The 22,389-nt window shown below is 42.1% G+C and carries 19 protein-coding genes; 15 read left to right on the top strand and 4 right to left on the bottom strand.

Going from position 1 to position 22,389, the window contains the following annotated elements:
• Window positions 1-5: 5 nt before the first annotated feature.
• Together CTT30_RS23315 and CTT30_RS23310 are read left to right on the top strand one after the other, a co-directional pair.
• The gene (locus CTT30_RS23315; protein ID WP_229631162.1) at window positions 6-308 is read left to right on the top strand and encodes a hypothetical protein; all 303 of its coding nucleotides are present in this window, start codon (window positions 6-8) and stop codon (window positions 306-308) included.
• 13 nt (window positions 309-321) lie between these two features.
• Window positions 322-3,321 carry a putative type IV secretion/conjugal transfer ATPase gene (locus tag CTT30_RS23310; protein ID WP_252037738.1) on the top strand — a complete coding sequence of 1,000 codons (3,000 nt, stop codon included), beginning with the start codon at window positions 322-324 and terminating at the stop codon, window positions 3,319-3,321.
• Window positions 3,322-3,385: 64 nt separating this feature from the next.
• Here CTT30_RS23310 and CTT30_RS23305 read toward each other — a convergent pair whose 3' ends face one another.
• Entirely contained in the window at window positions 3,386-4,027 is a 642-nt protein-coding gene (locus tag CTT30_RS23305) for a hypothetical protein (protein ID WP_252037737.1), read from the bottom strand.
• Between the two features lie 216 nt (window positions 4,028-4,243).
• Here CTT30_RS23305 and CTT30_RS23300 point away from each other — a divergent pair, with 216 nt between their 5' ends.
• The 13 genes from CTT30_RS23300 to CTT30_RS23240 all read left to right on the top strand — a co-directional run bounded on the left by CTT30_RS23300 (window position 4,244) and on the right by CTT30_RS23240 (window position 18,258).
• Window positions 4,244-4,774, top strand: coding sequence for a DotD/TraH family lipoprotein (locus CTT30_RS23300; protein WP_229631158.1), 531 nt, complete (start codon window positions 4,244-4,246; stop codon window positions 4,772-4,774).
• 59 nt (window positions 4,775-4,833) lie between these two features.
• Window positions 4,834-5,769, top strand: coding sequence for a type IV secretory system conjugative DNA transfer family protein (locus CTT30_RS23295; RefSeq protein WP_252037735.1), 936 nt, complete (start codon window positions 4,834-4,836; stop codon window positions 5,767-5,769).
• The gene (locus CTT30_RS23290; protein ID WP_252037733.1) at window positions 5,747-6,955 is read left to right on the top strand and encodes an ATPase, T2SS/T4P/T4SS family; all 1,209 of its coding nucleotides are present in this window, start codon (window positions 5,747-5,749) and stop codon (window positions 6,953-6,955) included. The genes CTT30_RS23295 and CTT30_RS23290 overlap by 23 nt, the downstream gene beginning before the upstream one ends.
• A 308-nt stretch (window positions 6,956-7,263) precedes the next feature.
• The gene (locus tag CTT30_RS23285) at window positions 7,264-8,439 is read left to right on the top strand and encodes a TcpQ domain-containing protein (RefSeq protein WP_252037731.1); all 1,176 of its coding nucleotides are present in this window, start codon (window positions 7,264-7,266) and stop codon (window positions 8,437-8,439) included.
• Between the two features lie 12 nt (window positions 8,440-8,451).
• On the top strand, window positions 8,452-10,089 hold the full coding sequence (locus CTT30_RS23280; protein WP_229631154.1) for a type IV pilus secretin PilQ: 1,638 nt from the start codon (window positions 8,452-8,454) through the stop codon (window positions 10,087-10,089).
• A gap of 2 nt (window positions 10,090-10,091) precedes the next feature.
• A complete protein-coding gene (locus CTT30_RS23275) occupies window positions 10,092-11,732 on the top strand; it encodes a hypothetical protein (protein WP_252037730.1) in 1,641 nt (546 codons plus the stop codon).
• Entirely contained in the window at window positions 11,716-12,438 is a 723-nt protein-coding gene (locus CTT30_RS23270) for a hypothetical protein (RefSeq protein ID WP_229631152.1), read from the top strand. Before CTT30_RS23275 ends, CTT30_RS23270 begins: the two co-directional genes overlap by 17 nt.
• A 3-nt stretch (window positions 12,439-12,441) precedes the next feature.
• Window positions 12,442-14,205, top strand: coding sequence for an ATPase, T2SS/T4P/T4SS family (locus tag CTT30_RS23265; RefSeq protein WP_229631151.1), 1,764 nt, complete (start codon window positions 12,442-12,444; stop codon window positions 14,203-14,205).
• A 149-nt stretch (window positions 14,206-14,354) separates the two neighbouring features.
• The gene (locus CTT30_RS23260) at window positions 14,355-15,365 is read left to right on the top strand and encodes a hypothetical protein (RefSeq protein ID WP_252037728.1); all 1,011 of its coding nucleotides are present in this window, start codon (window positions 14,355-14,357) and stop codon (window positions 15,363-15,365) included.
• Window positions 15,366-15,398: 33 nt separating this feature from the next.
• Entirely contained in the window at window positions 15,399-15,959 is a 561-nt protein-coding gene (locus CTT30_RS23255; protein ID WP_229631148.1) for a hypothetical protein, read from the top strand.
• A gap of 45 nt (window positions 15,960-16,004) precedes the next feature.
• The gene (locus CTT30_RS23250; protein WP_252037726.1) at window positions 16,005-17,393 is read left to right on the top strand and encodes a hypothetical protein; all 1,389 of its coding nucleotides are present in this window, start codon (window positions 16,005-16,007) and stop codon (window positions 17,391-17,393) included.
• A 39-nt stretch (window positions 17,394-17,432) separates the two neighbouring features.
• Window positions 17,433-17,774, top strand: a complete 342-nt coding sequence (locus CTT30_RS23245; protein ID WP_229631145.1) for a hypothetical protein — start codon at window positions 17,433-17,435, stop codon at window positions 17,772-17,774.
• Between the two features lie 43 nt (window positions 17,775-17,817).
• Entirely contained in the window at window positions 17,818-18,258 is a 441-nt protein-coding gene (locus CTT30_RS23240) for a hypothetical protein (protein ID WP_252037724.1), read from the top strand.
• A 25-nt stretch (window positions 18,259-18,283) separates the two neighbouring features.
• On the opposite strand, the gene CTT30_RS23235 is transcribed toward CTT30_RS23240, so the two are convergent.
• Genes CTT30_RS23235 through CTT30_RS23225 form a run of 3 tightly spaced genes read right to left on the bottom strand, consistent with a single transcriptional unit; the run spans window position 18,284 to window position 22,387 of the window.
• On the bottom strand, window positions 18,284-19,108 hold the full coding sequence (locus tag CTT30_RS23235) for a hypothetical protein (protein ID WP_252037722.1): 825 nt from the start codon (window positions 19,106-19,108) through the stop codon (window positions 18,284-18,286).
• Entirely contained in the window at window positions 19,108-21,759 is a 2,652-nt protein-coding gene (locus tag CTT30_RS23230) for a hypothetical protein (RefSeq protein ID WP_252037711.1), read from the bottom strand. The genes CTT30_RS23235 and CTT30_RS23230 overlap by 1 nt, the downstream gene beginning before the upstream one ends.
• A complete protein-coding gene (locus tag CTT30_RS23225) occupies window positions 21,752-22,387 on the bottom strand; it encodes a hypothetical protein (protein WP_229631141.1) in 636 nt (211 codons plus the stop codon). Before CTT30_RS23225 ends, CTT30_RS23230 begins: the two co-directional genes overlap by 8 nt.
• Window positions 22,388-22,389 lie beyond the last annotated feature (2 nt).

Here is a 22,389-nt window from a genome sequence, read left to right as displayed (position 1 = left end):
GTAAAATGTTTACAGCAATTAGCGATAGTCAATTATACGAAGAGCGTATAAAAAAAGATTTAATGTACCAGATCACTAGGTTACATCCTATTGGTGGCGTTGTTGATGCCAATGACATTTTGTCTCTTGATAGTCTTGGCTCATCGCCATCTGATGAACTTGTAGCGCAAAAAGTGGTACCTCTATTTGACAAGCTTAAAACTAGGCAAGAGGTGTACAACGCGTCTCGTCAACAATTGGCTCAGCAGAAAACACAGATGTCAGTTGATGAACAGTCAAACACAAAACCAATTCAAGTATTGTTCTAACAAGGGGAGATGTATGCTCGGATTAAAAATCCCTACTTTCACCGCTTGTATGAACCTGATAGGCGATGCCTTTGAAGAAGGCGCTTACTCACACTGCAATTTGTTGTGTTCATCAACCGTCGATGACTCCATTATGGTTTGTCTTGACGGCAGCGTGTTTACAGCCTTTGAAGTTATCGGTACTCAGCGTTACCTAACATCGGAAACAGAGATATCTCATATTGATGCGGTTCAAGACTCCACACAGCATACTCTTCGTCCTGCAAATCATAAAATTGGGATGATGTTTGTAAGAGATCCTAATCGTACAAAACCGCAATTAGAAGATATCTTTAAACCCACGTTTGATACCATCAATAGACTAGGTCTTGATGCACATCACTTCTTCGAAGAGCAGATTAAAGACCTTGAAGCAAACTGCTCCTTTGAACGAGCGTTGATGATTGTGTTTACCAAACGCACAGGATTTAGTGGAGCCACGAAAGAACCGGTAAAACTTTCTGGCAATGAAATTACCATCGATGAAATTCCATTATTGCTTCAGGATACATCACGTGAGTCGATTGATATCATTCATGAGCATCAAGCTTACGTTAAAGACCTTCAAAGCCGATTTAGCCAATACCTTGGACTCGTACCTCTTAACTGTGAAACATACTTAAAATACGTTAAGGAAGAAGAAGAACTAATTTCTCTATCGAAGACCAAGTGGCGCTCTAAAGGTGTCGGTTCAGATATCGACCTAGCGATCAGCAATAACGAAAACGATTTTGTAGCGCACCCTCCTTTAGCCTATCAAACTATTACTGATGACAAAGCGCTGAGCAGTCGAAACTCAAGCATAATCCAAAGTGGTGACTATCACGTTGCCACGATGGATCGTGAGTATTTTAATATTCAACCCTACTCAACGTTTCAAAGCCTGTTTAAGTCAATAGACCGCCATATCCCATTTCGTGTTTACTATGAACTAAATACAGGCACGGACCAAATTTGTACTGAGCTAGGTGTTAGACAAACATTCTTGCTGTTATTCAGAGTAAGTGAGTACGGGCGAAACATTGACACCGCTATAAAGAATCTGCTTTTCGAGGCCCGTAATAACAATCGAACCTTGCTTAGTGGAACTATGAGTATTGCGACATGGGCAACAACAGAAGAGCAAGCGAAAAAAAACAAAAGAGAATTAAAGCAGGCGCTAACATCATGGGGTTCCCCTACCATTAGAACCCCTAGCAATCTTAACCGTAGCTATTTTTCAACATTGCCGGGTTTTGCAAAAAAACAGAGTGCTCGGGCCTGTACTCAATTAGACACTAAGCATTTAGCCACACTGCCAATCACTCGTCCAGCGACACCCATGACATCAGGTGGAATTTGCATGTCATCCCAAGATGGTAAAATGTTCCCCATAAACCCTGTAAGTTCAGAGCAGGACTATGCAGCCAATGTCATCTTAGGTCCAATGAAATCTGGTAAGACAGCATTCTGCTCAATCTTAAATACCGCTATCGTTCTAGCTGAAGGAAATGAAGACCTTCCGCCAATGTCCTACCTGGATTTCGGTTCGGGAGTTGTGAACTACATTAGAGCCCTCAAAAGCTGGCTACCAAAGAACCAACATCATAAATTGGAGTGCGTCACTCTCAAAGATTCCGCATTTAACATATTGGAGCCTCAGTTTGGCTTGAGTCGTCTTGAGCCATACGAATCTGAATTCTGTGTAAAATTCTTAAAAAGGCTGGTTACTGGAGATTCTACAGCCCCAATTTCTGGACAGCTAAGTAATACGCTATCTCGGCTTCTTAACATGTTTTTCGACCATGCAGAAAAAAATCCCCGCACTTACGAGCCAGCTATAGCGAACTACAAAGGTGATGAAGCCAATTACCACAGAACAATAAATCAGATGCTTCGAGATGGAACAATAGCGCTAGAGTCATCTGAACCAAAAACATGGTTCACCATACGCGACAAATTATTTCAAATCGAAGACCATAAATTTTTCGATCATGCTCGTTTTTGTCATAGACAAGGCTCACACGATTTGACCGAATTTTTAGCCGTTATTCGTGAAAATGCTGAACTCAGAAAAAGCATTGATGCACTAACAGTCGAAGGCGCTGGTGAAACTAGCCTAGGTGACTATATCATTGCATCGATACAGGGAGTTCTAGCACGCTTTGGCAATATCCTAGGGAGTAAATCTCAGATTGATGTCTCGCAAGCCAAAATTGTTGGCGTTGATGTAAAACCTTTATTTCAAAACATTAATGATGCGCCCATGCAGAAAGTGTTTGCAATCCTTGCGAAGTACTTGGGTACCAGGAACTTTTGGCGAGATCCTGAAACGTTCATGAGATATGTGCCTGACATATACAGAGAGCACTACGCTAGAATATTGGACGCTGAGCGCAATATTAAGAAGCATGATTTCATGGACGAATATGCCCAATTCAAATCAGAGGAGATGGACGATTTACAAGATAATGTGACCATCATTGCGCGTAAGTATAACTTGATCTTAACTATTGCCGCACAGTTACTGAATCACGTGCCTAAAGGCTTTATGTCGTTGGCCACTAACGTGTATGTTTTAAGTGCAAGCCCCAATGATGTTACAGAACTTAAGTCCCTATTTAAGCTGTCAGATAGCCTTTCTCACGAGTTAAGTCGCAGGCTGAAACAGAGTGACGGTTTTGGGCGGCTAATCTGTTACATAGGGCGATTCTCAAACTATGAAGGTTATGTTGTTCAACTTCTCAGAAATCAGATCACCGCATCCTACCTATGGAATTTTGCGTCTGATGAGCATGATGAAACCCTCAAAATGATGGCCAGACTTAAGTTTGGTGAAAAGTCAGCATTCATCCGTTTAGGCAAAGCATATCCAAACGGGACGTGTTTAGACGAGATCGCTAGGCTAACCAACGACCCTACCAACCAAGACAATCCATTGACCACCAAAGACGCGATCAATCTTATCCTTGAGTCACTTGAATACGCAGCATAAAAAAACGCCGTTACTTATTGGGTAACGGCGCTCTTTTCCAAACTGGAATTCTAAATCACTACGCTTAATTAAAAAGTTCTCCCACCACTCTTTCAAACTTGGCCTGACTTAAGTCAAGAGTCCCAAGTGGTAGTCCGAGAATATTCTCTATTAGTCGACAAATTCTCGCACCATGAGGTGTCTTTGAGCCTTCAAGGACTTTAACATAGTGAGCTTTTATTGGCCCAAGCTGTTCTGATACAGCGGACACAAATTTTGGATACCCAGATAGGCATGACACAATAACGGCTATGTTCTTTTTACGAATGGCTGACATTTGGCGTTCACTATAATAAACGCGCCCTGTTCTAAACCACTCGCTAGTCTTCCCTACGTGCGAACACAGAGCAGCTATTAGGATTTCGTATTCAGCTTTTTCAAGTGAAGTTTGAACATCAATAGCCGACATATTTGAAGACTTGGCAAAAGCAGATAAACCACCACACAATCTGATTGCGATTGAGATATTGTTTTTTAGTATGTTCTGATTTAAATCGATAAACTTTTGCAATTCAATCAATTCGTTAATTGAACAACGTTTGTCTTTAAGCCTACTAAATTGGTTGGGTAACTCCTTACAAATTAAGTTATCAAGATCTGCATTGTCTAATAATTGTTCTGAAATGGTGATATGCAGATCGGATTCAACTGACGAATATCTAGACATAAACCTAAAATCCTTACATACAACATATACGATTATATACAACTCGTTTTATACATACATTTTATAAAATACCACACACATAATAGATTTGAATGTAGCTTATTCGCTAATCGAATCACTGTACACCGAAGAAGCAAAATTTGTTAACATAGCCTCGGCGTGTAATGTATAATAATAGAACAGGTATACACAAACAACCAATTAGGTGTGGAAATAATGCAGATTTATAAATATGGTGCAGTTATTGTTTCTTGTATGATATTAAGTGCATGTTCAAGCACTTCAAAAGTGAATCACACTGCCCCACCTCCAGATGAAAAGCCCCATATCATTGACCAGGAACTTCGCTCAAAAACTCAAGAGCTTCTTGAAGAAGTTCGAGCTTTGGCGCTTATTAGGCAGGCAAAAGCAAAAGGTAAATCACAAACATCGCAAGACAAAATAAGTGCGGGATTTTCGGGACTCGATAAGCGGATTAACTTCGACTGTAGTTGTGACCTTAAAGTAAATATGCAAGCGCTTGCTGTCAACTTGGGCTGGGATGCAAACCGAGTATATGAAGTTGGCCACAAACCTGCCATGGGTGTACCTGTTGAAATAAAGTTACGTCAAGAGCCAATTTCACTTGCACTTGAACAACTGGAAGTACAAGTCGGTCATTTTGTAGATATTAGAATAGACCCAAATTTCAAGTCCATTCTTATTACCTATCAAGCACTCGACGCACCAAGAGAGGCACATCAATGAACCAATCGCTTCGAATGTTGTTCGCAATTACGTGCTTGGTACTTATAAGCATCCAATGCATGGCTAAAACATTGGATGCTCCGATGGATAAAGACGTGCTTTCTGAACTCGATCAAGCAAACGAATTGTACCTGAATGATGCAAAAGAGCTGAAAGAGTATTATTCAGAGTTAAAGAGAATTGCAAATACCATCGGGTATGAACATGGTTTTCAAACTGAAATGAATTTCATTAAGCAAAAGATGCTTTCTGAGAAATCATTTTGGAACAATGCGTTAAGCTTTTCACGATATAGCAATCTCTTAAGCAGTGGACCAGCAAAGGGAATGTTTCTTATTGGGGGCGTTGTAGATGAAGTAGATAGCTCCATAAAAACCGTAAACAAAGATCTTATTCTACTTGAGGGAAAAAAATACATAATTCGACGATACCCATCTTTACGGATTTCTCCCCCTCACTGGTTAGATTACCTATTTCCAGACATGCAAAGAAAACTAACAACTCCAAGTCAATCGATTCTTCCAAAAAACGATATCGAACGTGATATTTGGAAGAAGTCAATTGATGCCGGATGGAAAAATGGAGTCAGAGTTGCACAAGATGAATATCGAAAAAACTACACACTTCTCTTTGCTGACTTGATTGGTATGGTGCGGTACTGGCGATTAGTGGAGACGGGTGTAATTAAAGAAGTTCAGGTTCTCGCTACCAATCATCGAATGTCTTATAGCAAGTCAGACGATGGTGAAGAGTTAATTCTGAATCCAACCAGCGTGGAAATTACTGAGCAATCAACTTTTGTTGTAAAACCTCAAGAATGGTCTGCGAGCAGCAACCAACGACCAAATACCAGTGCGACCAACACCATACGAGATGCTGTCATCGAAGGTGACCTCCTATTAGAAGAGCTTACCAATAGAGATATTACTATTTTTACACCAGAGCACCAGCAAACTATGGAGGCACTGAAGAATGAGCGATACAACAGATTATAACAACAATGATTTTAGTGTTGATCCAGTGGGATTCACCACATCGAAAGTGTATATAGTTCGAAACATCAACTACGACACATTCGAAGAGATCCTTCAGTTTGCAGTTGAGTTGAATCTGCGTGACGTTTACATCAAAAGTGGCGATTATCTGCGATGCCGACAGTATGAGCGGCGTTTACTTATGGGAAATCAGCCGCTAACTCACGCCCAAGTAGATGCAATCCTGCGCCCTCATTTTCCGTCACTCGACCTAGCCGATTCGGGTCGAGGAACGAACCCATCCTTCGCTATACGAAGTGTAGAAAATGCGAATGTTAAGCAAAACTTCCGTATTTCAATCACTAAGTTCACCGATGGCGGTGAGAAGGGCTACAATTGCGCCATTCGCCCCCTTCCGGTTGATGTCCCTACGATTGAATATGTCGAACTGCCCGAAGAGATCGCACAAAAAGTCGGTAAAATGAAGCAAGGGTTAGTTCTACTTATTGGTGCGACTGGTGAGGGTAAAACGTCCACAATTGCAGCTATCATGCGTTATGTATTGGAGAAAGTCCCATTCAAGCGAGTTCTTGAATTTTCTCGGCCAGTAGAATTTTTGTGGCAGTCGGTAAAAAAGCACCCATCTAATCAACATGTACCGCATAACGTCAGTGAAGATGGTGTTAGTGGAGATATGATTTCTTACTCTGAAGCAATAAGTACCGCTATGCGCCAAGCTGGTGATTGGATAGCGATTGGTGAAATGACCGATGCGGAATCATTTGAGGCCGCAATTGAATTCAGTAATACCGGTCATTTGGTATCAAGCTCAACTCACGGCAACTCTATAAGTTCCGCCTACTCTCGTATCTACATGAAGTTTCCACAAGGGCAGCGTGAAGCTCTTCTGGATAGTTTGATTTCCGAAGCGCGGATGTTCATTGCTCAGCGCTTATATCCTAGAAAAGATAGAGAGGGACTCGTTGCAATTAGAGAAATTTTGGACCATACGTTCGAAGTGGAATCACGGCTTAAGGAGGCACTTAGCTCACCAAATCCTCTAGCATCTCTTAGAAATGAAGTAAAAGCTTGCATTTGGGAGCAAGGCACTAGCTTTTACCAGGATGCTGTTTCTAAGTTTAACCAAGGCGTTATCAGTAAAGAATCACTGGAAGAAATTGAGGAAATGTATGGACGAGTCAGGTAGTAACAATACACACCAAGAAAACCATCGCTTAAGACTTGGAATTATGGATTCGACAGCCTTGGTTCCTCTTCCGGTTATTGGGATATGGTGGCATGTTGATTATGTAATCCATGGCTGTATCGCGTATTGGGTGATCGCACTGATCTTAGGTATGCGTGATATCAATCTCTTGGACATATGCAAGATAGTTTGGTCAAGGCGAAGTAAAACATGTCATGCGAGATTAAAAAACAACCGTTAGAATTAATGATTGATTGTCATGTAATATATAATACAATTACAGGTATATGGATAAAGGAATGGACAATATGAAGACCCCTAAATGCCTTGCATCGCTACTCGCTGTAGCGGTGGCCTACCCTACCCATGCAGGTGTCTACGTTACCGTAGACGATATGCAACCTTCGTCTCAATTTGATCTAGTACAAGCTCAGATTGAACATACTCGGGCAGCAACAGCCGCCATTGAGCGCAGCTCTCAATCTACAGAGTTCATAGTAGGTAAACTTGCTGAACTTCAGTATGAACAACAGCTACGCGCAGATGCAAAGAGTGAAAAAGTCTACGAAGAACAAAAACAACTCGCTCGTGACTGGGTCGCAATAAATGATGATCGGCGTCTACTGGCTTCTGAACGTAACCAGCTTGCTAAAGAGCGTTTCCAGATGGAAGAAAGCTATCAGCAAAAACATGGCCAGCTAATCTCTGACAGCCTTAAAAAAGAAGAGCAATTGATGGCAGAACAACGCAAGCGTGATGAATTGTTTCAAAAAGAACGTTCGGATTTTGCTGCACAGTCGTTAGCCATGCAGAAACAATTAAAGCACTCTCATGACGAGCTTTTAGCAAAGCAACTCGAACACAATGCGCCATCGAACGTGATTGTTATGTCATCAAATAATGCTAGAAACGTAACCGCAAAAGTTGCGGCTGGAAGTGAAAGCATGCTTGATGATATGCATCCGAGCACCACCGTTGACCAACTAGTGAACATGAATCAGTTCATTAGAAGTATTATACCGACAAATTGGACATATTTTCCTCCCGCTGGCACTTCCAGTAAGCAAATCTCACTGGTGCAAGGCCGCGACTGGAAATCAATCATAAACACTATCGGGGTACAACATCCCTACCTACAGATTGTTTTCGATATCCCCAAAAAGCACCTAGTTATAACGAGCAAACATGGTTCTTCCTCAAAGACGCCCGATCCGGTTCGTACGTGGGAAATCACGCGCTCAAAATCTCTGCGAACTACCATTGAAGATTTTGCACAACAGGTCAATTGGCAAGTTATATGGGACACGCAAAACGTAGATTACCCGATTCTGGCAAATGCAGTCTTAACAGGAGACTTTGCGGGGAAAAACGGGGTTCTCAATCAGTTGATGATTAGCACTCAACAACGCGACTTCCCATTAATGGCCAAATGGCAAGGTCACAACGTGGTTCGAATTATCCGCCGTGGCTCACAACGAAAATAAGGGAACTGATAGATGAACACTTTTTCAAATAAACCTTTAGCTCTATTCGTTGCAAGCGCTGTCATCGGAGGGTGTGCAAGTACAGACGAAATAGCCAACAGCGAGACTATTAACCAAGACCAACAAGCGCTTTGGCAGCGTGTAGAGGGTGAATACAACCTCAACACACAAGATTTGGCGCAGGCTCCTTATGTCTACTCTGATGAATTAGATGTATTAGGAGGAGCGTTTGAAGTTGCTGATGAACAACCTCTTCCTCCTGCTTTTGATCAAGTCTTGAACTTCGGTCGTGGTGATGATATGGATTTAGGCACAATCATCAATACGATTAATGCTCGCTATCAAAAATACGGAATCGTAGTAAATGTTTCCGATGATGCTCGAAAATACATTGATGAGACGTTCTCCAGCGAATCTGATAGCGCTCAATCTAGTGTTTCATCAAATGATGACAGCACAGGAACTCAACAGCTCATTGATATTGTTACGTTAGATTCTAATGCACTCGAAAGCGCTTCCCGTACTAGCGGATTTAACATGGAGCTAAATGTGCAGGGTCTAAGTTTAAGGCATGCTTTAAACCTAATTACGGCAAATACTAACACCTGGTGGAAGTACGAAAACGACCGCGCAACGATATATCGAACTGAGCCTGTTACCTTTTTAGTCGATGCAAACGGAAAAACATACACGAAAAACTTTAATCAAGCAGCCTCCGCAGACGGCAGTGAAACTAGTAGCGGTTCAACGTTTAAAGCTGTAGATGAAACCAAAAATGCACTCTCAGAGATTAGCTCACAGCTAAATCTAATGCTGACTAGCAGTGGTGAGGTTTACGTGAACGAACACGATCACAGTGTAACGGTAAAAGACACACCTCCTAGCATCAAAAAGGTGAAGAAATTTCTGAAGGACTACAACTATCGTGCAACCACTTCTTATGGCGTTACAGTCGATGTATTCGAGATCATTACTGAGATCACCCAGAATCAAGGAATTGACTGGGAGACTGCATTTGAAACGGCAGGTTCTGGAAAGGTTTCTATTGGGTCACCTTCGTTTGTGCCTGACGCTAGCCTTGGCAATATGACTGCCAATGTCATTACAGGAAACTGGAACTTACAAGCGGCCATACAGATGGTCCACAAAAACGCATCTCTGTACAGCCACATCAGAAAGACAGGTAAAACAAAGAACGCTGTTCCAACAATTATAAGCAGTATCGAAGATCAAGGCATCGTATCTGGCAGAAGTGTAACAGTAACGAGCGATGGCTTCTCACAGCAGTCAACCGAAACAAAGCTTATTGATGAAGGCTTCAGTATTACTGCTACACCACGAATCACGTCGATGGGAAGAATCGACCTCGATGTCACAGTAAATACTAAAGTAATTCAGGACGTCGAGAAAGTTGGGTCGGAAACCGAAGAGATTCAACTGGAAGAAACGCGACGTCAAAATAATAATGCAAACGTTATTATGCGCGATGGTGCTACTACCATAGTCAGCGCTTATGAACGAAGCCTATCATCGTCTGACGTACAAAGCTTGAACGAGCGTTTCCCTTGGTGGGCTGGTGGTAATACTGGCGCTAAGAGATATAAGGCAAATCTAATTGTTGTTGTTAAGCCAGTAATTTTGGAGCGCTAGCTATGACAACATTTTTTAGAAAAAGCGGCCCTGGGTTTGAGTACCTTGTGACAGATTTAGCTTGGAAACATCTCGCTGATGTTACTAACCAAGCGTCTTATGCTGCCAAATCTACGTCTCATTTTACTACATACACCGAGTTTGGTGTCAGGGCCCAAAGCGAAGATATAATCACGCTTGGGGTCGTGCAAAAAAATGAACATTTAGTGAGTGATATCTCAAAGAGCGTTTCATTGGCATTGCTGCTCAGAGAGCACAACCTCACCACCAGTAAAGTACATGACGTAAATATTGAGACAGAGCATGCTCACCATGTAGATTTGCACATTGTTTCTATCCAGAATGACACATGGTACCTAGCGGCATACCAGGACAATAGAATTGTTCTAGATACAACAATTTCTGGCTTAGAATCCAAAGATGCACACTCAATTACCGAGGCGCTTGAGTCTAAACAATCATTGTCGGATATCATTGCCAAGCTAGCAAACATACTTAGTGATCTGTTTCTAGACACAAGCGAGCAATACATTGCTGACGTTACCCTTTGGGATATAGAAGAGTCAAAGTTCATCAATGTGTTTGAAGGCGCAATCACTAGTCTTGTCCATGACGGATACGCTTTAGCGTTAAATAGCACGTCCTCACAAACGGGGGTATTCAGTAACCTTCTTCATCAAGGGAATATCCCAAAACAGGTTTACCTATCAAACGTAAGAAGATTTACTAATAGAAGATCAGGGATTAAACCAAAAGCGGTTGTTGGCGCACTTATTCTGGCTTCTTCGGTAGCACTTTGGATGAGTAATCGAGATAGTGGTATCGATTCAACCGAAGATGACGCGCTATTTTCTAATGTACCAGTAGTGCAAACAGCTGTTACAAAAAATACCAATCTCAATAACGAAGAGAAGAACGCTGATACATCTGATTCGGACGCCATGCTTTTTAAGGACGCCATAAGTCAGGAGATGGAATGGGTCGAATCATATGTACGATCATCTGGTCATAAGTCAACTACGATTCTTAAATCAACAATTGGTTCTCTTCCTGCGTCTACTGCTGGTTACGCCCTTAACAAAGTAATGTTTGTGAGGAAAAGTAAGCTTGGCAGTCCCTCTCCGACTGAAGTGATAAACTCTGAATACATACGAGAAGACGAAAGCGCTCTCCTTGTAAGCTTCACAACACAGTTTGACTATGTGCAATCATTTTTAGATGGTGAAAAAGCAAACGTTGTTCATACATTACCTGATAGCAAACTCGATAAGCCGTTCGACGCTGTGTTTGCTCATTTCGTTCCAGAAAACCTCATATCAACGCTTCAAAGTTTTAAGTACAACGGATTGATCGACAACTGGACGTTAACCAGCGCGATTTTAGAAAAGCGTCCCATTCCACTCTCAACAGAAGCACTGCGATCCATTCAGCGATATATGAGGTCAAACACGCTAACCGAAAACGACTACATATCAGATATACGTGAATACAAACTGGTGATCACATCTAAACATCTCCAGTCATTGGGTCCAATCGAAGAAATCGTGTCAACTTACCAAAACGCAGTATTGGTAAAGCTCGTTTACTCACACTCTAACTCTCAACTTGTAACGGAGATTTCCATCTATGACGCAAAACAATAGATTGTCATTGAAGCTGTCGTTGTTTGTCAGCTTAACATTATGTGCTTTTTCAGCCTACGCAGCGACCATGACGGTTGAAGAGGTTGAATCTGAACGTATCAGAATAATGGAATCAGACAGAAACAACGACGAAAAGATAAAGGCAATAAAAGCACTTCATACGCTTGCGAAAGAATCCATTAAATTACAAGAGTTACTATATGGTAACCAAAATAGACCGACAGCAACAGAAGCCCCACCTCAGCAGGCTAACTCAGTAAACATTGTCAAATATGAACTTCCCAAAGGATGGAATTTAAATACGGTGTTCGTTTCTGAATTATTCGGCATTGGTGACGACTTTACCGCTGAGCTGTATGTGGATGGCGAGCGCATACCTAACGTAGATCTGTTTACAGCTAAAGAAAATGGAGAAGCATTTGGCTCTTTCATAATCGTTGATTATACAGCATCTAGCATTGCATTTAAGAACAAAGAAACTAACCAAACTCTTGTTCGTCGAGTGGTTAGTGCGGAGCAGATAATCAAGCAAGTTGAGCACAATAACAAACTGCGAGAGCAGTATCAGGAAAAATACACACTGGGCAAGTTAGATGCTGAACTGAAATCATTTACAGAATCAGCTAACACCCCAGTACAGGTATCCTATCAAACTCAATCCCGTTCGCCAGTACCCGTAAACTACGACACGATGAAAGGCGAGTAAAGAATGAAAAGAGAGTTTGGGCAGAATTGCTTGCCAAAAGTAATTGTATCGATAAAGGATTTAGGTGAAATTTCCTCCGTACATGGGGCTGAAGAGCTGTCATTGGGAGCAGACATGCAGCGCAAAATTGTATTCGTTGTCTCTGCTGAATTTACTAAGTACCCAATTGGCTACCCACAGGTCCAAACTCAAGACAATGGTTCAAATGAAGATCAACGTACCACTCATGCCGCAACTGAAAAAAAAGTTGGCTTTCTATTGATTGCAGAACACATTGAAGATGCTCTCGAACGCAATGAATACCGCGAAATAATAAAGAACGCTCAACAAGCCATCAAGATTAAAGCTGAGTTAGCAGACCACCATGTAGTCGTATTAAAAGTTACCGAAGACCTTATCCTCAACGCTTTGGAGATGAAGGTTGAGAAAAGCGATTCAGAAGAGCGCAATGACACTGAGAAAGCCATTGACGCAATGCTTCTCAATGCTTATGAGACTAATACGTCAGATATTCACATTATATGTGGTGACCATGAAAACAGTATCTTTTTTAGAAGAGATGGGGAGCTTGAACTATACGGAAAAGAACGGAACAAAAACACACTACATACGTTCGCATCTGTTTTATACGCTTCTGTTGCTGGCTTAAGCGGTAATATCGCTGGTATTGGATTCAATGAACACGATAAATTAGATGGCAGCTTGTTTCGAGAAATTAACGGCAAGACGTTAGGTGCGCGGATTGCGAGTCATTCTACGACTAAAAAAGACAAAAATTTCTCAATGGTACTGCGTTGCACAGGTGACCAAAATGCAACTGCGGAACGTATCCCGTTTGAATTACTTGGTTTTAGATTTAACCAGGCAGAAGTAATTAAAACGGCAATGTTTGGAAAAGGCATAACACTATTAATCGGCGAAACTAACTCCGGTAAGTCCGTAACCCAAGAAAACATGCTTATGTACATCGGGGATAGTCATCATGGTACAAAAAAAATCATATCCATTGAAAATCCAATCGAACGAAATATAAAAGGCGTAGTGCAACACACGCTGATTAAATCAGGTGTAACGGACCCATCTGAAGCAACCATCGCGATTCAAGAATTATTGAGTTACGTGGTGAGGAGTGACTCTGACGATATCGCCATTGGGGAGATTAATAATTCTCAAACATGTGAGGCCGCTATTCAATCTTCGTTAAGTGGCCACAATGTGCTTGCGACACTTCACTGTGATAGCCCATTTGACATTTTTGAACGACTTCAAGGCTTCGGAGCTAACTCAGTGCTGTTAAAAACAGGCGAGGTTTTGAAGTCCGCTGTTGCACAAAAACTATTCAAGAAACTTTGCCCTCATTGCTCTTTAAGAGCTGACGACATCAGAGATTTCAATCCATTGCAACTGACAGTCATTGAACAATTGGCTGAGATGGGACTCGCACACAGAATAAGTGATATCCGGTTTAGGTCTACTAGTGGCTGTTCTGAATGTCGTCATCGCGGAATTTCCGGCAGGCAATTGGTAGCCGAAGTTGTCGAGTTTAACTCGCGCATTCTTGAGCTCGTTAGTTCAGGAGAAAAGGACAAAGCAAAAATTGAGTGGCTGAAAGGTGAGCATTTTTCCAGACAAGAAATTGCTCTCACATACGTTTTTGAAGGTGTTATCGATCCAACTGATGTAATAGAACAGTTTGATTCATTAAAAGACACGTTTAAGTTTCGAACCATTAATGGAATTGAAAAACCAAAGGTAGTTTATCAATGAAACCCACTATATATGACACGCTTTACCATTGGAAAAATAGCTATTATCGGCTCCGTAGTACCCCATTACGAAATACTCTAACAAATGTCAGAGCATCTATTATTGAGCTGTCATTTAGAACTATATTCCGTGAAAAAGTAGTGCAGTACATGAGATTTACAGCTCTTCTTTCTGGCAGTGATGAAGGCGGCATAGTTGGCTCTCCATTTTTGAGCGTAACTGACAAGCAATATAATAAATTGATTGAAACGTACCCCGAACGCTGGAAGAAGATACCTGAAAAGTACCTAAGTAAAACGGTGAAAGATCGCTCCAACTCTGCAAAACCTGAAGTTAAACACAGTCTTGAGCCTTTTTTAAATAGCACGGACAAAATGATTATGAGTGCTTCAAAAGACCCTATAGCTGCTTTGAACGTAATTATAAAACAAGGTGATGCCAAGGCGAATTTAATGAAATCTGTCAGGGCAGCACTTAGGGCTCCAGTAATGTACCTCCTAATAATTATTGCATTCGCTGCTTTCAGTCAGGCCGAGTATATATCTGCCTTAGAGTCGGTACTGATTCGGATGGATAAAGAGCCACCAGCTCGCGTGGTTATGTTTAGCAATGTAAATGAGTTCATACTAGGTAATTTGTTTTCTGGCTTCATTAGTCTAATTGTAATCTACTCAGCATATAGCTGGTGCGCTGACAATATGGGTGGAAAGGCTCGAACAACAATAGAAAGAGCTCCACTCTTTGGCGTGCCATTAAAATACTCTCGGCTAATTCAATCAGGTCTGTTTCTACAGTCAATATCTCTGCTTTACACCTCTGGCATCAATACAAGCCAAGCATTTAAGGTAATGAGTTCTAATTCCAACAGTTTCATTAAGTCGAAAGTCAGCGAGATGACAAAATCATACAGGCTTAATGGTTCGGACATTGAAGCATTTAGAAATGACTTGTTTGACCGTGAAACCCAGTATCGGCTTAGTGTTTTTTTCGAACTTAGCGACCCAAGTACAAACATGAACATAGTCGCCAAATCAATTCTAGAAGACATCGAGCAAAAAATAATGTCGTTTGCAAACAGAGTGAACTTCATGGGTAAGGTAACTTTTGCCTGTTACATACTTTTATTTGTTCTTGCGAACTTCTCAATGAGTCAGGCTTAAACAACGTCTGAATATTTAAAAAAGGAAAACAAAATGAAACGCTTATCATCCAATAAATCACGTCAAAAAGGTTTATCGCTCATAGAAGTGGTCTTAGGCACATTGTTAATAGCCACTGCGACCATAGCGGCTTATGGGACATACAAGTCTAACGCTACTAGTCAGGCATCAGGCCAGATGAAAGATGCGATTGTAACATTTTTCGCTAGAGTTACTCAGGAAAAGCAGCAATGGGGGGACTACAATGGCTTTTCAAACACATCCGTATGGCGAAGCGATAGCTACCTACCGGCAACAATGAAATCAACAGTAACCGACCAATTTATTACGCCGTACTCACAGAATGGACTCACTTTTGGTGTTGCATCCACAGTTACTGATCGCAGTGGCCAAACAACCAATATCGCCAATGGATTCATTTCTGTCATCATCGAGGACGTCCCAGCAGGCCGTTGTTTGGATGAAGTTCGAAACTACATTGATAAGGTTATACAAGTTCAAGTTGGCGCCACGAGAATCGTTAGCAAAGCAGCTATGGATACTACTTGCGCGGCTGTTGCTGGCACAACTGATATTACTCTAACAAACAGTTAAGGTTATCGAATGCGAGCTATATCTATCAAAAAAAAGAACGCTGGTATGACTCTAGTTGAATTCGCTCTTGTTTCAGTGTTGATAAGTATTGCAGCGGTAGCGTGGCAAGAGCGAATTTTAGAAAACCAAAAAATACAAAGCTATGAAACTCAAGCTAAAAGGTTGGGCGAAATAGCTAATAGTGTAGTTCGCTATATTTCAAGCGCAGGCGACCCAGCCTCTGGGTTGCTTGCACCTCACGAACAATCAAATGTTGCGGGTCAGCCATTTAATAATGGTACAGTGCATGTTGGTCTAAACTGGCTTAAAGCAAATTCATGCACTGGAGGAAGCGCACCTTCAGAGTATCTACCATGCGAGTACTCTGAGCGCCCTATTGTTGGTGATAATCAGCAATACCGCTTCACAGTCAGTAATGATGGAACAAACCTCTCGGTCAACTTCCAGTATGTTGATAGTAACGATGTAACAAGAGGCGTAGTCGTTCTTGGCCAAACATCGACCGAGACAGCGGTTGCCATTTCAACCAGGGCAGAAGGACAAGTTACATTCTCATCGGCTGGAGCTACAAACTCATTCTTCAATGTAGACCGCAATAGTGCAATCATCTCGATTCAAATAGGGCTAAATATTGCTAATACTCCGTACCAGAGAACGGATGGTAGAACTCCAATAACAGGCACAGAACATTTCGCGAACAATGCTGGAATTATATTTGATACCCCTGGAGACATTGAAGGAGCGCAAACTATCAGCGCGGAAAGGTTTTCTGCGTACGACAGAGCGTCCACCACAGTTTCAACAACAAGGTACATAGAGCCTTCTGGCACCAGCGAAATTGAAAGTTTGAACGCTGCAAACACGGTTTCTACACAAGCACTGATAGCTCAAGATGCATACCTTGATAGGATACAAACCTCCTACATTGAACAACTTGATCCAACGATTCAAAGCTTGATATCAGGCGAGCTAAAAATTGGGGATAATACCAATCATACGACTATTGGAGGTGGTAACATTGCCACAACTGGTAACATATATGATGCTAACGATCCTAACTTTTTAATCGATTTAGATGGAACCAGTCGCTTCCAAGACATCGCAATTGGTGCTCTTAACGAAGCACTACTATCGGAAAGGTTACCTAACTTTGTTCAAAAAGGTGCCGTGGTTATCGTTGCTAACGATTCAGTGCCAAAGCCCGAATGTGGCGCTAACGGTGATGGCCGTATGATTATGGTTCCACTTAAGTGGACAACCTACTTCTTGGACTCTGGTAACATTACGATAAACAACAACCTGAATGAATTCTACGCTGATGATGCTGGCATTACCTGGACTGCGCGAATGAAAACGTATCGCCCATCCGATAGAGCATACATTGACGACCCAAATGCTTCAGCTCTGGCAAATATATATTGCTACTTCCCGTAACTGTGCTAAATTAACAAGGTCATTCAAAAGGACTACACGATGAAACATATGTCTATGCGCTGTAAGAGCGTGCTGGCTACTTTAGGTATCTCTGCCATATTGGTTGGTTGTGCCGCGCCTTATGAATCAGGCAGCCCCATAAATTTTGCTAAGCTAGAACGTTTATCCGTAGGCTTATCTACAATGGAAACCGTCAAGGAGACGTTTGGCTACCCTCAAAGTGTTGAGTACCCAGATAACAGGACAATTTATCGTTACCGCTACGTATACAAGGACAACTCAGTCACGAGCCGACAAGGCGTTGATTTTGTTTTCAATAAACAACAGCGATTAATTGACATTACAATTAATGACGCTGAAGAATATCAGCCTTTAAAGTAAGTGTGTGTCTGATTATGAACATTCGGAATCAAAGGAAAAGCCTATGGCAAGATTATTGTACTATTTAATCGGCGTGCCGGTTGTTATGTGCAGCCTTCTCTACACATCATTAATCCGGCGATTCTTTTACTTTATACCTATTACATTTTTCAAGTTGATGGGGGCATTTACTTCTGGAGGTTTTAGAAGTTTTGTAACCAGAGTTGCAGTTTGCTCGGTGCTTCTTGTTCTCGGTCTTGGTAACCATTTCGTTGGTCATGCTTATTCAACATACCTGATGTATATCAATGAGATTGGTGCGCTGTGGCAAAAAGGCCAAGACCACATTGAGTCGCTCTCAGGATTAACTATGAGCCAGTTTGAATTTGGAGGTACTGCGATCACTCTCGGACTGAGGGTTCCCTCTGAACATGTTGCTCTAGGGTTGCTGTTGTTTGCTTTAAGCATTGCATTAGCAAGGTTAATTGATATTAGATTGAAATAAAAAAAGCAGCCATATGGCTGCTTTTTTACTCCCTGAAGAACGGGAACCAAGCATCCCTTCGCAATTTTAATAGTGCTCGATGGAATTCCTGTTTCGAGAAAAACTGGTCATGAGATACAGCATATCCATGATACGCATAAGCATAGTAAAAATAAGCGATTAGAGTCAGAGTGGCCAACCCATACAGTATTCGTAAAGCTCCGTTGAAATCGACACCATCACTGAACGCTGTAAGTAGATCAAGGGACAACCCCATAAATAGATAGATCAAGGTGGCCAGCAAAGCGATGAGCACAATTCTAATTCTCGTAAAGTTCCCTTCTATCGTATGAATAATCGATTCATCTCTGTACGCCGCTGCCAACGTTTCTCGTATCGGCATACTTTGATGACCGAGCCAGTCAAGTTTCTCAATGGACTCATGGCCCTTATAGAGAAGTACAAGATCAGACTTAATCGTTCCTATAAAGTTATGGTAGAGCGGCTGATTACTTCTGAGGTGGATTAAGGTGCAACGATCTATCTGAGTCCACCCCCATTTCCCCACTTTATAGATAACGCCGTGGTTACTTACAGTTACATTTACCTCTATTGGGCTCTGAACTTGCGATACCTTATCTAAGCCCTCGATAGCCTTGGGAGCTTCATGTTGAGTAACATTTACAGTTAGATTCTGTTGTACATACGTAGCCCCCACATTGTGTGACTCCCCAGCCTTCTGGAGATGATTTGTTTCAGAAGCGACCACATCATGATGGCTACGGTCTACCGATATATTTAAAGTATCGAGAGCACTATCAATGGCCTCCCCTTTCACTAAAGGCTTATCATCTCTATCATCCATACTCATTATGCATTCACCTCATTAAATGGATTTTGCTTAGGCGCATCGCTTTTGTTTTGTTGCTTTCCTCCTGATGACGGCGAAGGTGGCCTAGTAACACTTTTAGCAAGGTCATCTAGCTTGGAAGACAAATCCCTAAACCCATGCGTAGCAGATTGAATATCATCGGCATTGCTACCGAATGCTCCACCTACTAAATAAGTTGATATCCACACCCCAACTGTATCCACGAGCTGTCCGATAACCTTGAAGGCATACAAACAGATAAAGAAAGCCATAACAACGTAACCTACGAAGAAGACGAAAACCCAAAAGATACCGTCGATCAAGGATAAGTTGTCGAACTTATTGATGAAGAAGCCGACCCAAATTAAATTCAGTATCGACAAGCCAACAAACGCTAAGGTCAAATGGAAGATAAACCCGACCACAATTAGCCCTTGTCGAATAAAAATACCGAAAACTAAGCTAACGATACGCTCTGTATCGGGAGCGAACACGCCGTCACCTTTCGGCAGAATCATCAAGATTGCCGCGAAATTGATCGCGGCAGCGGCAGCACCGATTGCGAACAGAACGCCAATGATAACGAAAACCCAACCTGTTACGGGAATCAATGGAATGCCATAGGTTATCGCTAGACTTGACGTAATAAGCACTCCATAAAGAGTGGTCACAACCCCTAATATTTCAGCGACAGCGTTGCTAAACAACGTAACACCCAGTGTAATAAAGAAAGAGGTAAATCCGGCAGCTAGTCCTAACGGGCTATCAATCATCGCATGAGTTGCAGCCGTGTTAGTCAATCTTACTGCTTCAACAAATGATTTTATGAAAACATGAATGGACTTCGCCAGGAATGCTAAATCACGCGTCTCCTGCCCTAGCTGGGTGAGCAAGGAGAACGGTGAAGTGGTTCCATTCAAATCCAACATGATTGCATCATTGCCACTAAGCAGAGAACGTTCCATAGAGATACCACCACCCACCACTGCATTGTCGTCACCAAACCACAAGCTCATGGACCAAACTTTTTCAATTAGCCCAATTAGCATGCGCATCATGAAATCTATCTCAGCATTATCAACGGCATTACCTTGACTTGAGACTGCAAAGAAACTTCTCCACACATCTTGGTCCACTGCGGTAGAGCCACTTCCAAGAGTGATCGACTCGGGAACAATAGTCTTTGCTTTTGTCGTCGCATGTGACACTAGGACATTAAAACCCTCTATAACGTGCTGCGAGGACTGGCATAGATAACGGTCGTCTCCAAACACGCTAGAGACAGCATTCCAACCCTGCTGAAGAATATTTGAATTCTGACATAGACGAGCTTGCTCAATGTCTGTATTTGCAAGCGAGAAAGCATTTAGAGCCCTCCCGCCCTCGTACATCACATCAGAAAGGTTATGGAATACCGACCAAAACATACCAGCTGAGATATAGTCAGACATATGGTCCTTGAATAGTTTTTCTGAAAAACCGTCTAAGCTACCGGAGTCGTCGTTAACACCCGTAAACTCTGAATAGATTACTTTTGATGACTCCTTAGCTATATCTCTTTGTCTATAACTAAGATATATAGCCAAATAGTTGAGTGCATCGGTTGTGGATGCAATCTTATCCTCAATAGTTTCCATGCCCACGTTCTGTAAGCCACCAGCGTTAACAACCTTGTTTACATCAATACTGTTATCTCCAGTTTCTGCAATTGCAGTTTCAGCAATAGCATTAGCGTTGGTACCCGAAAACATCTCGTAATAACGCGAAGCGAACAACTCATACACATCGAGGGATTTTACAAATTGGATTTGCGAGTTGTTAGCTGAAACATCACGAACATGCTGAAGACCTGCATACAGTGAGCGGCTTAGCATGGCGATGAATGATTTGCTATCCTCTGTTCTTATCGCATCAAGAGAAACAGAGAAGTCACCACAATAGGCTTTCGGTCCACCGAGCAAAACGTGAATTTGCGCTTGTGCGGGTAGAGTTGTTACGTCCGCAATGGATATATCGGATATCGACTCCACACCTACCATAGAACTGGTGGCTATGTTGGCGTCCATTGAAACTATTACATAGTGAATTAGGCTTTGCCCTAGCGATGCACCTACATTCCTGTAGTAGAACTCATTACATACGAATGCTTTCGCAAGCTCATTGGATTTCTGAACCGTGTTATCAATGCCTGGGCTGCCTGAAATGTTGTATTTGAGAAGAGATTCTGCACCTACTTGATACATTACGTCAGCAACACCGCCCCCCCACAACCCACCTTGGATAACGGCAACTTGCCCATGAGACACAGACACATTGTACTCATTCAACTCGCTGATCCCATAACTAGTCGGCATTATAAGGAATAGCCCCGCGATAACCCTAAAATGCCAGTACGGGGAAGTTTGAGACACAATCGAACCTGTAGCTCCAGTCGAAAGTATGGCCCTGCCACCAAGCATTGTCACCATGATGACGAATCCAATGATCGCACAAATACTGATCGAGGCCAGCACCACCATTAGCGGCGAAACAGGATGGTCAATGACGGACGTACTATCTGTGAGGGAATAAACCCACTCACCAAACATAACAGCCAGCCAATGCAATATTGAAGGGTTAAGCATTGCATCGAAAAGAGTTTGCTCAAACACTGAAGAATCCTCCCGTAAATGCTTGCCAAGTTTCGACTGGGCGCATTAAGGCAGCGCCTATACCTATCTGCCCCATACACTGCCAGAATGTTCGTTTAATTTGCTGGCCACCCAATTTCGCAAAGTTAGTCCAACCAATGAAGTAGCAAATCGTACCGAAAATAGCGATAACCCCGATAGAAAACTCATATAAGGTTTCATTTATCGTCGCCTTGCTCCAGCTGCCATCAGCAAATAACCCTAATTCATAGTGTGCACAACCAGACATATCATTTATGGAGCAGCTGATAGATTGTAAAACCTCAACTGAGTAGGGCTCATAGTTACCCAAGAATAGAGTGTTACTTATAACTGCTTGGCCGAAGCCAAAGCTGCCTAGAAATACGCTCGCGAAGAACTTAGCCAGGAGAGACAAAGGCGAAGCGTCAGACATTTGCATTGCGGCAGCAGAGTGATTTCCAGTTAACGCACGCACACGAAGAACAGTAAAAAGCATCGAAGCAAAATAAACCGCTGAAAGCAAAATAGCCAAACGCTCAAAAAGGTAATATAGAGCAGGAATATCTTGCCGTAAGAGCACCTCAAGGATGCGCTCTAAGTCTGATGGTGGTATTTCGTTTTCGTTCATAG

This window comes from Vibrio coralliilyticus (assembly GCF_024449095.1).
GTDB lineage: Bacteria > Pseudomonadota > Gammaproteobacteria > Enterobacterales > Vibrionaceae > Vibrio > Vibrio coralliilyticus_A.
Note: the sequence above shows the minus strand (reverse complement) of the source record. Positions and strands in the feature narration are given on the sequence as shown.

Coding starts and splice junctions, on each gene's coding strand:
- CTT30_RS23315 (WP_229631162.1), top strand. CDS start 6: ATGTTTACAGCAATTAGCGATAGTCAATTATACGAAGAGCGTATAAAA.
- CTT30_RS23310 (WP_252037738.1), top strand. CDS start 322: ATGCTCGGATTAAAAATCCCTACTTTCACCGCTTGTATGAACCTGATA.
- CTT30_RS23305 (WP_252037737.1), bottom strand. CDS start 4,027: ATGTCTAGATATTCGTCAGTTGAATCCGATCTGCATATCACCATTTCA.
- CTT30_RS23300 (WP_229631158.1), top strand. CDS start 4,244: ATGCAGATTTATAAATATGGTGCAGTTATTGTTTCTTGTATGATATTA.
- CTT30_RS23295 (WP_252037735.1), top strand. CDS start 4,834: ATGGCTAAAACATTGGATGCTCCGATGGATAAAGACGTGCTTTCTGAA.
- CTT30_RS23290 (WP_252037733.1), top strand. CDS start 5,747: ATGAGCGATACAACAGATTATAACAACAATGATTTTAGTGTTGATCCA.
- CTT30_RS23285 (WP_252037731.1), top strand. CDS start 7,264: ATGAAGACCCCTAAATGCCTTGCATCGCTACTCGCTGTAGCGGTGGCC.
- CTT30_RS23280 (WP_229631154.1), top strand. CDS start 8,452: ATGAACACTTTTTCAAATAAACCTTTAGCTCTATTCGTTGCAAGCGCT.
- CTT30_RS23275 (WP_252037730.1), top strand. CDS start 10,092: ATGACAACATTTTTTAGAAAAAGCGGCCCTGGGTTTGAGTACCTTGTG.
- CTT30_RS23270 (WP_229631152.1), top strand. CDS start 11,716: ATGACGCAAAACAATAGATTGTCATTGAAGCTGTCGTTGTTTGTCAGC.
- CTT30_RS23265 (WP_229631151.1), top strand. CDS start 12,442: ATGAAAAGAGAGTTTGGGCAGAATTGCTTGCCAAAAGTAATTGTATCG.
- CTT30_RS23260 (WP_252037728.1), top strand. CDS start 14,355: ATGAGATTTACAGCTCTTCTTTCTGGCAGTGATGAAGGCGGCATAGTT.
- CTT30_RS23255 (WP_229631148.1), top strand. CDS start 15,399: ATGAAACGCTTATCATCCAATAAATCACGTCAAAAAGGTTTATCGCTC.
- CTT30_RS23250 (WP_252037726.1), top strand. CDS start 16,005: ATGACTCTAGTTGAATTCGCTCTTGTTTCAGTGTTGATAAGTATTGCA.
- CTT30_RS23245 (WP_229631145.1), top strand. CDS start 17,433: ATGAAACATATGTCTATGCGCTGTAAGAGCGTGCTGGCTACTTTAGGT.
- CTT30_RS23240 (WP_252037724.1), top strand. CDS start 17,818: ATGGCAAGATTATTGTACTATTTAATCGGCGTGCCGGTTGTTATGTGC.
- CTT30_RS23235 (WP_252037722.1), bottom strand. CDS start 19,108: ATGAGTATGGATGATAGAGATGATAAGCCTTTAGTGAAAGGGGAGGCC.
- CTT30_RS23225 (WP_229631141.1), bottom strand. CDS start 22,387: ATGAACGAAAACGAAATACCACCATCAGACTTAGAGCGCATCCTTGAG.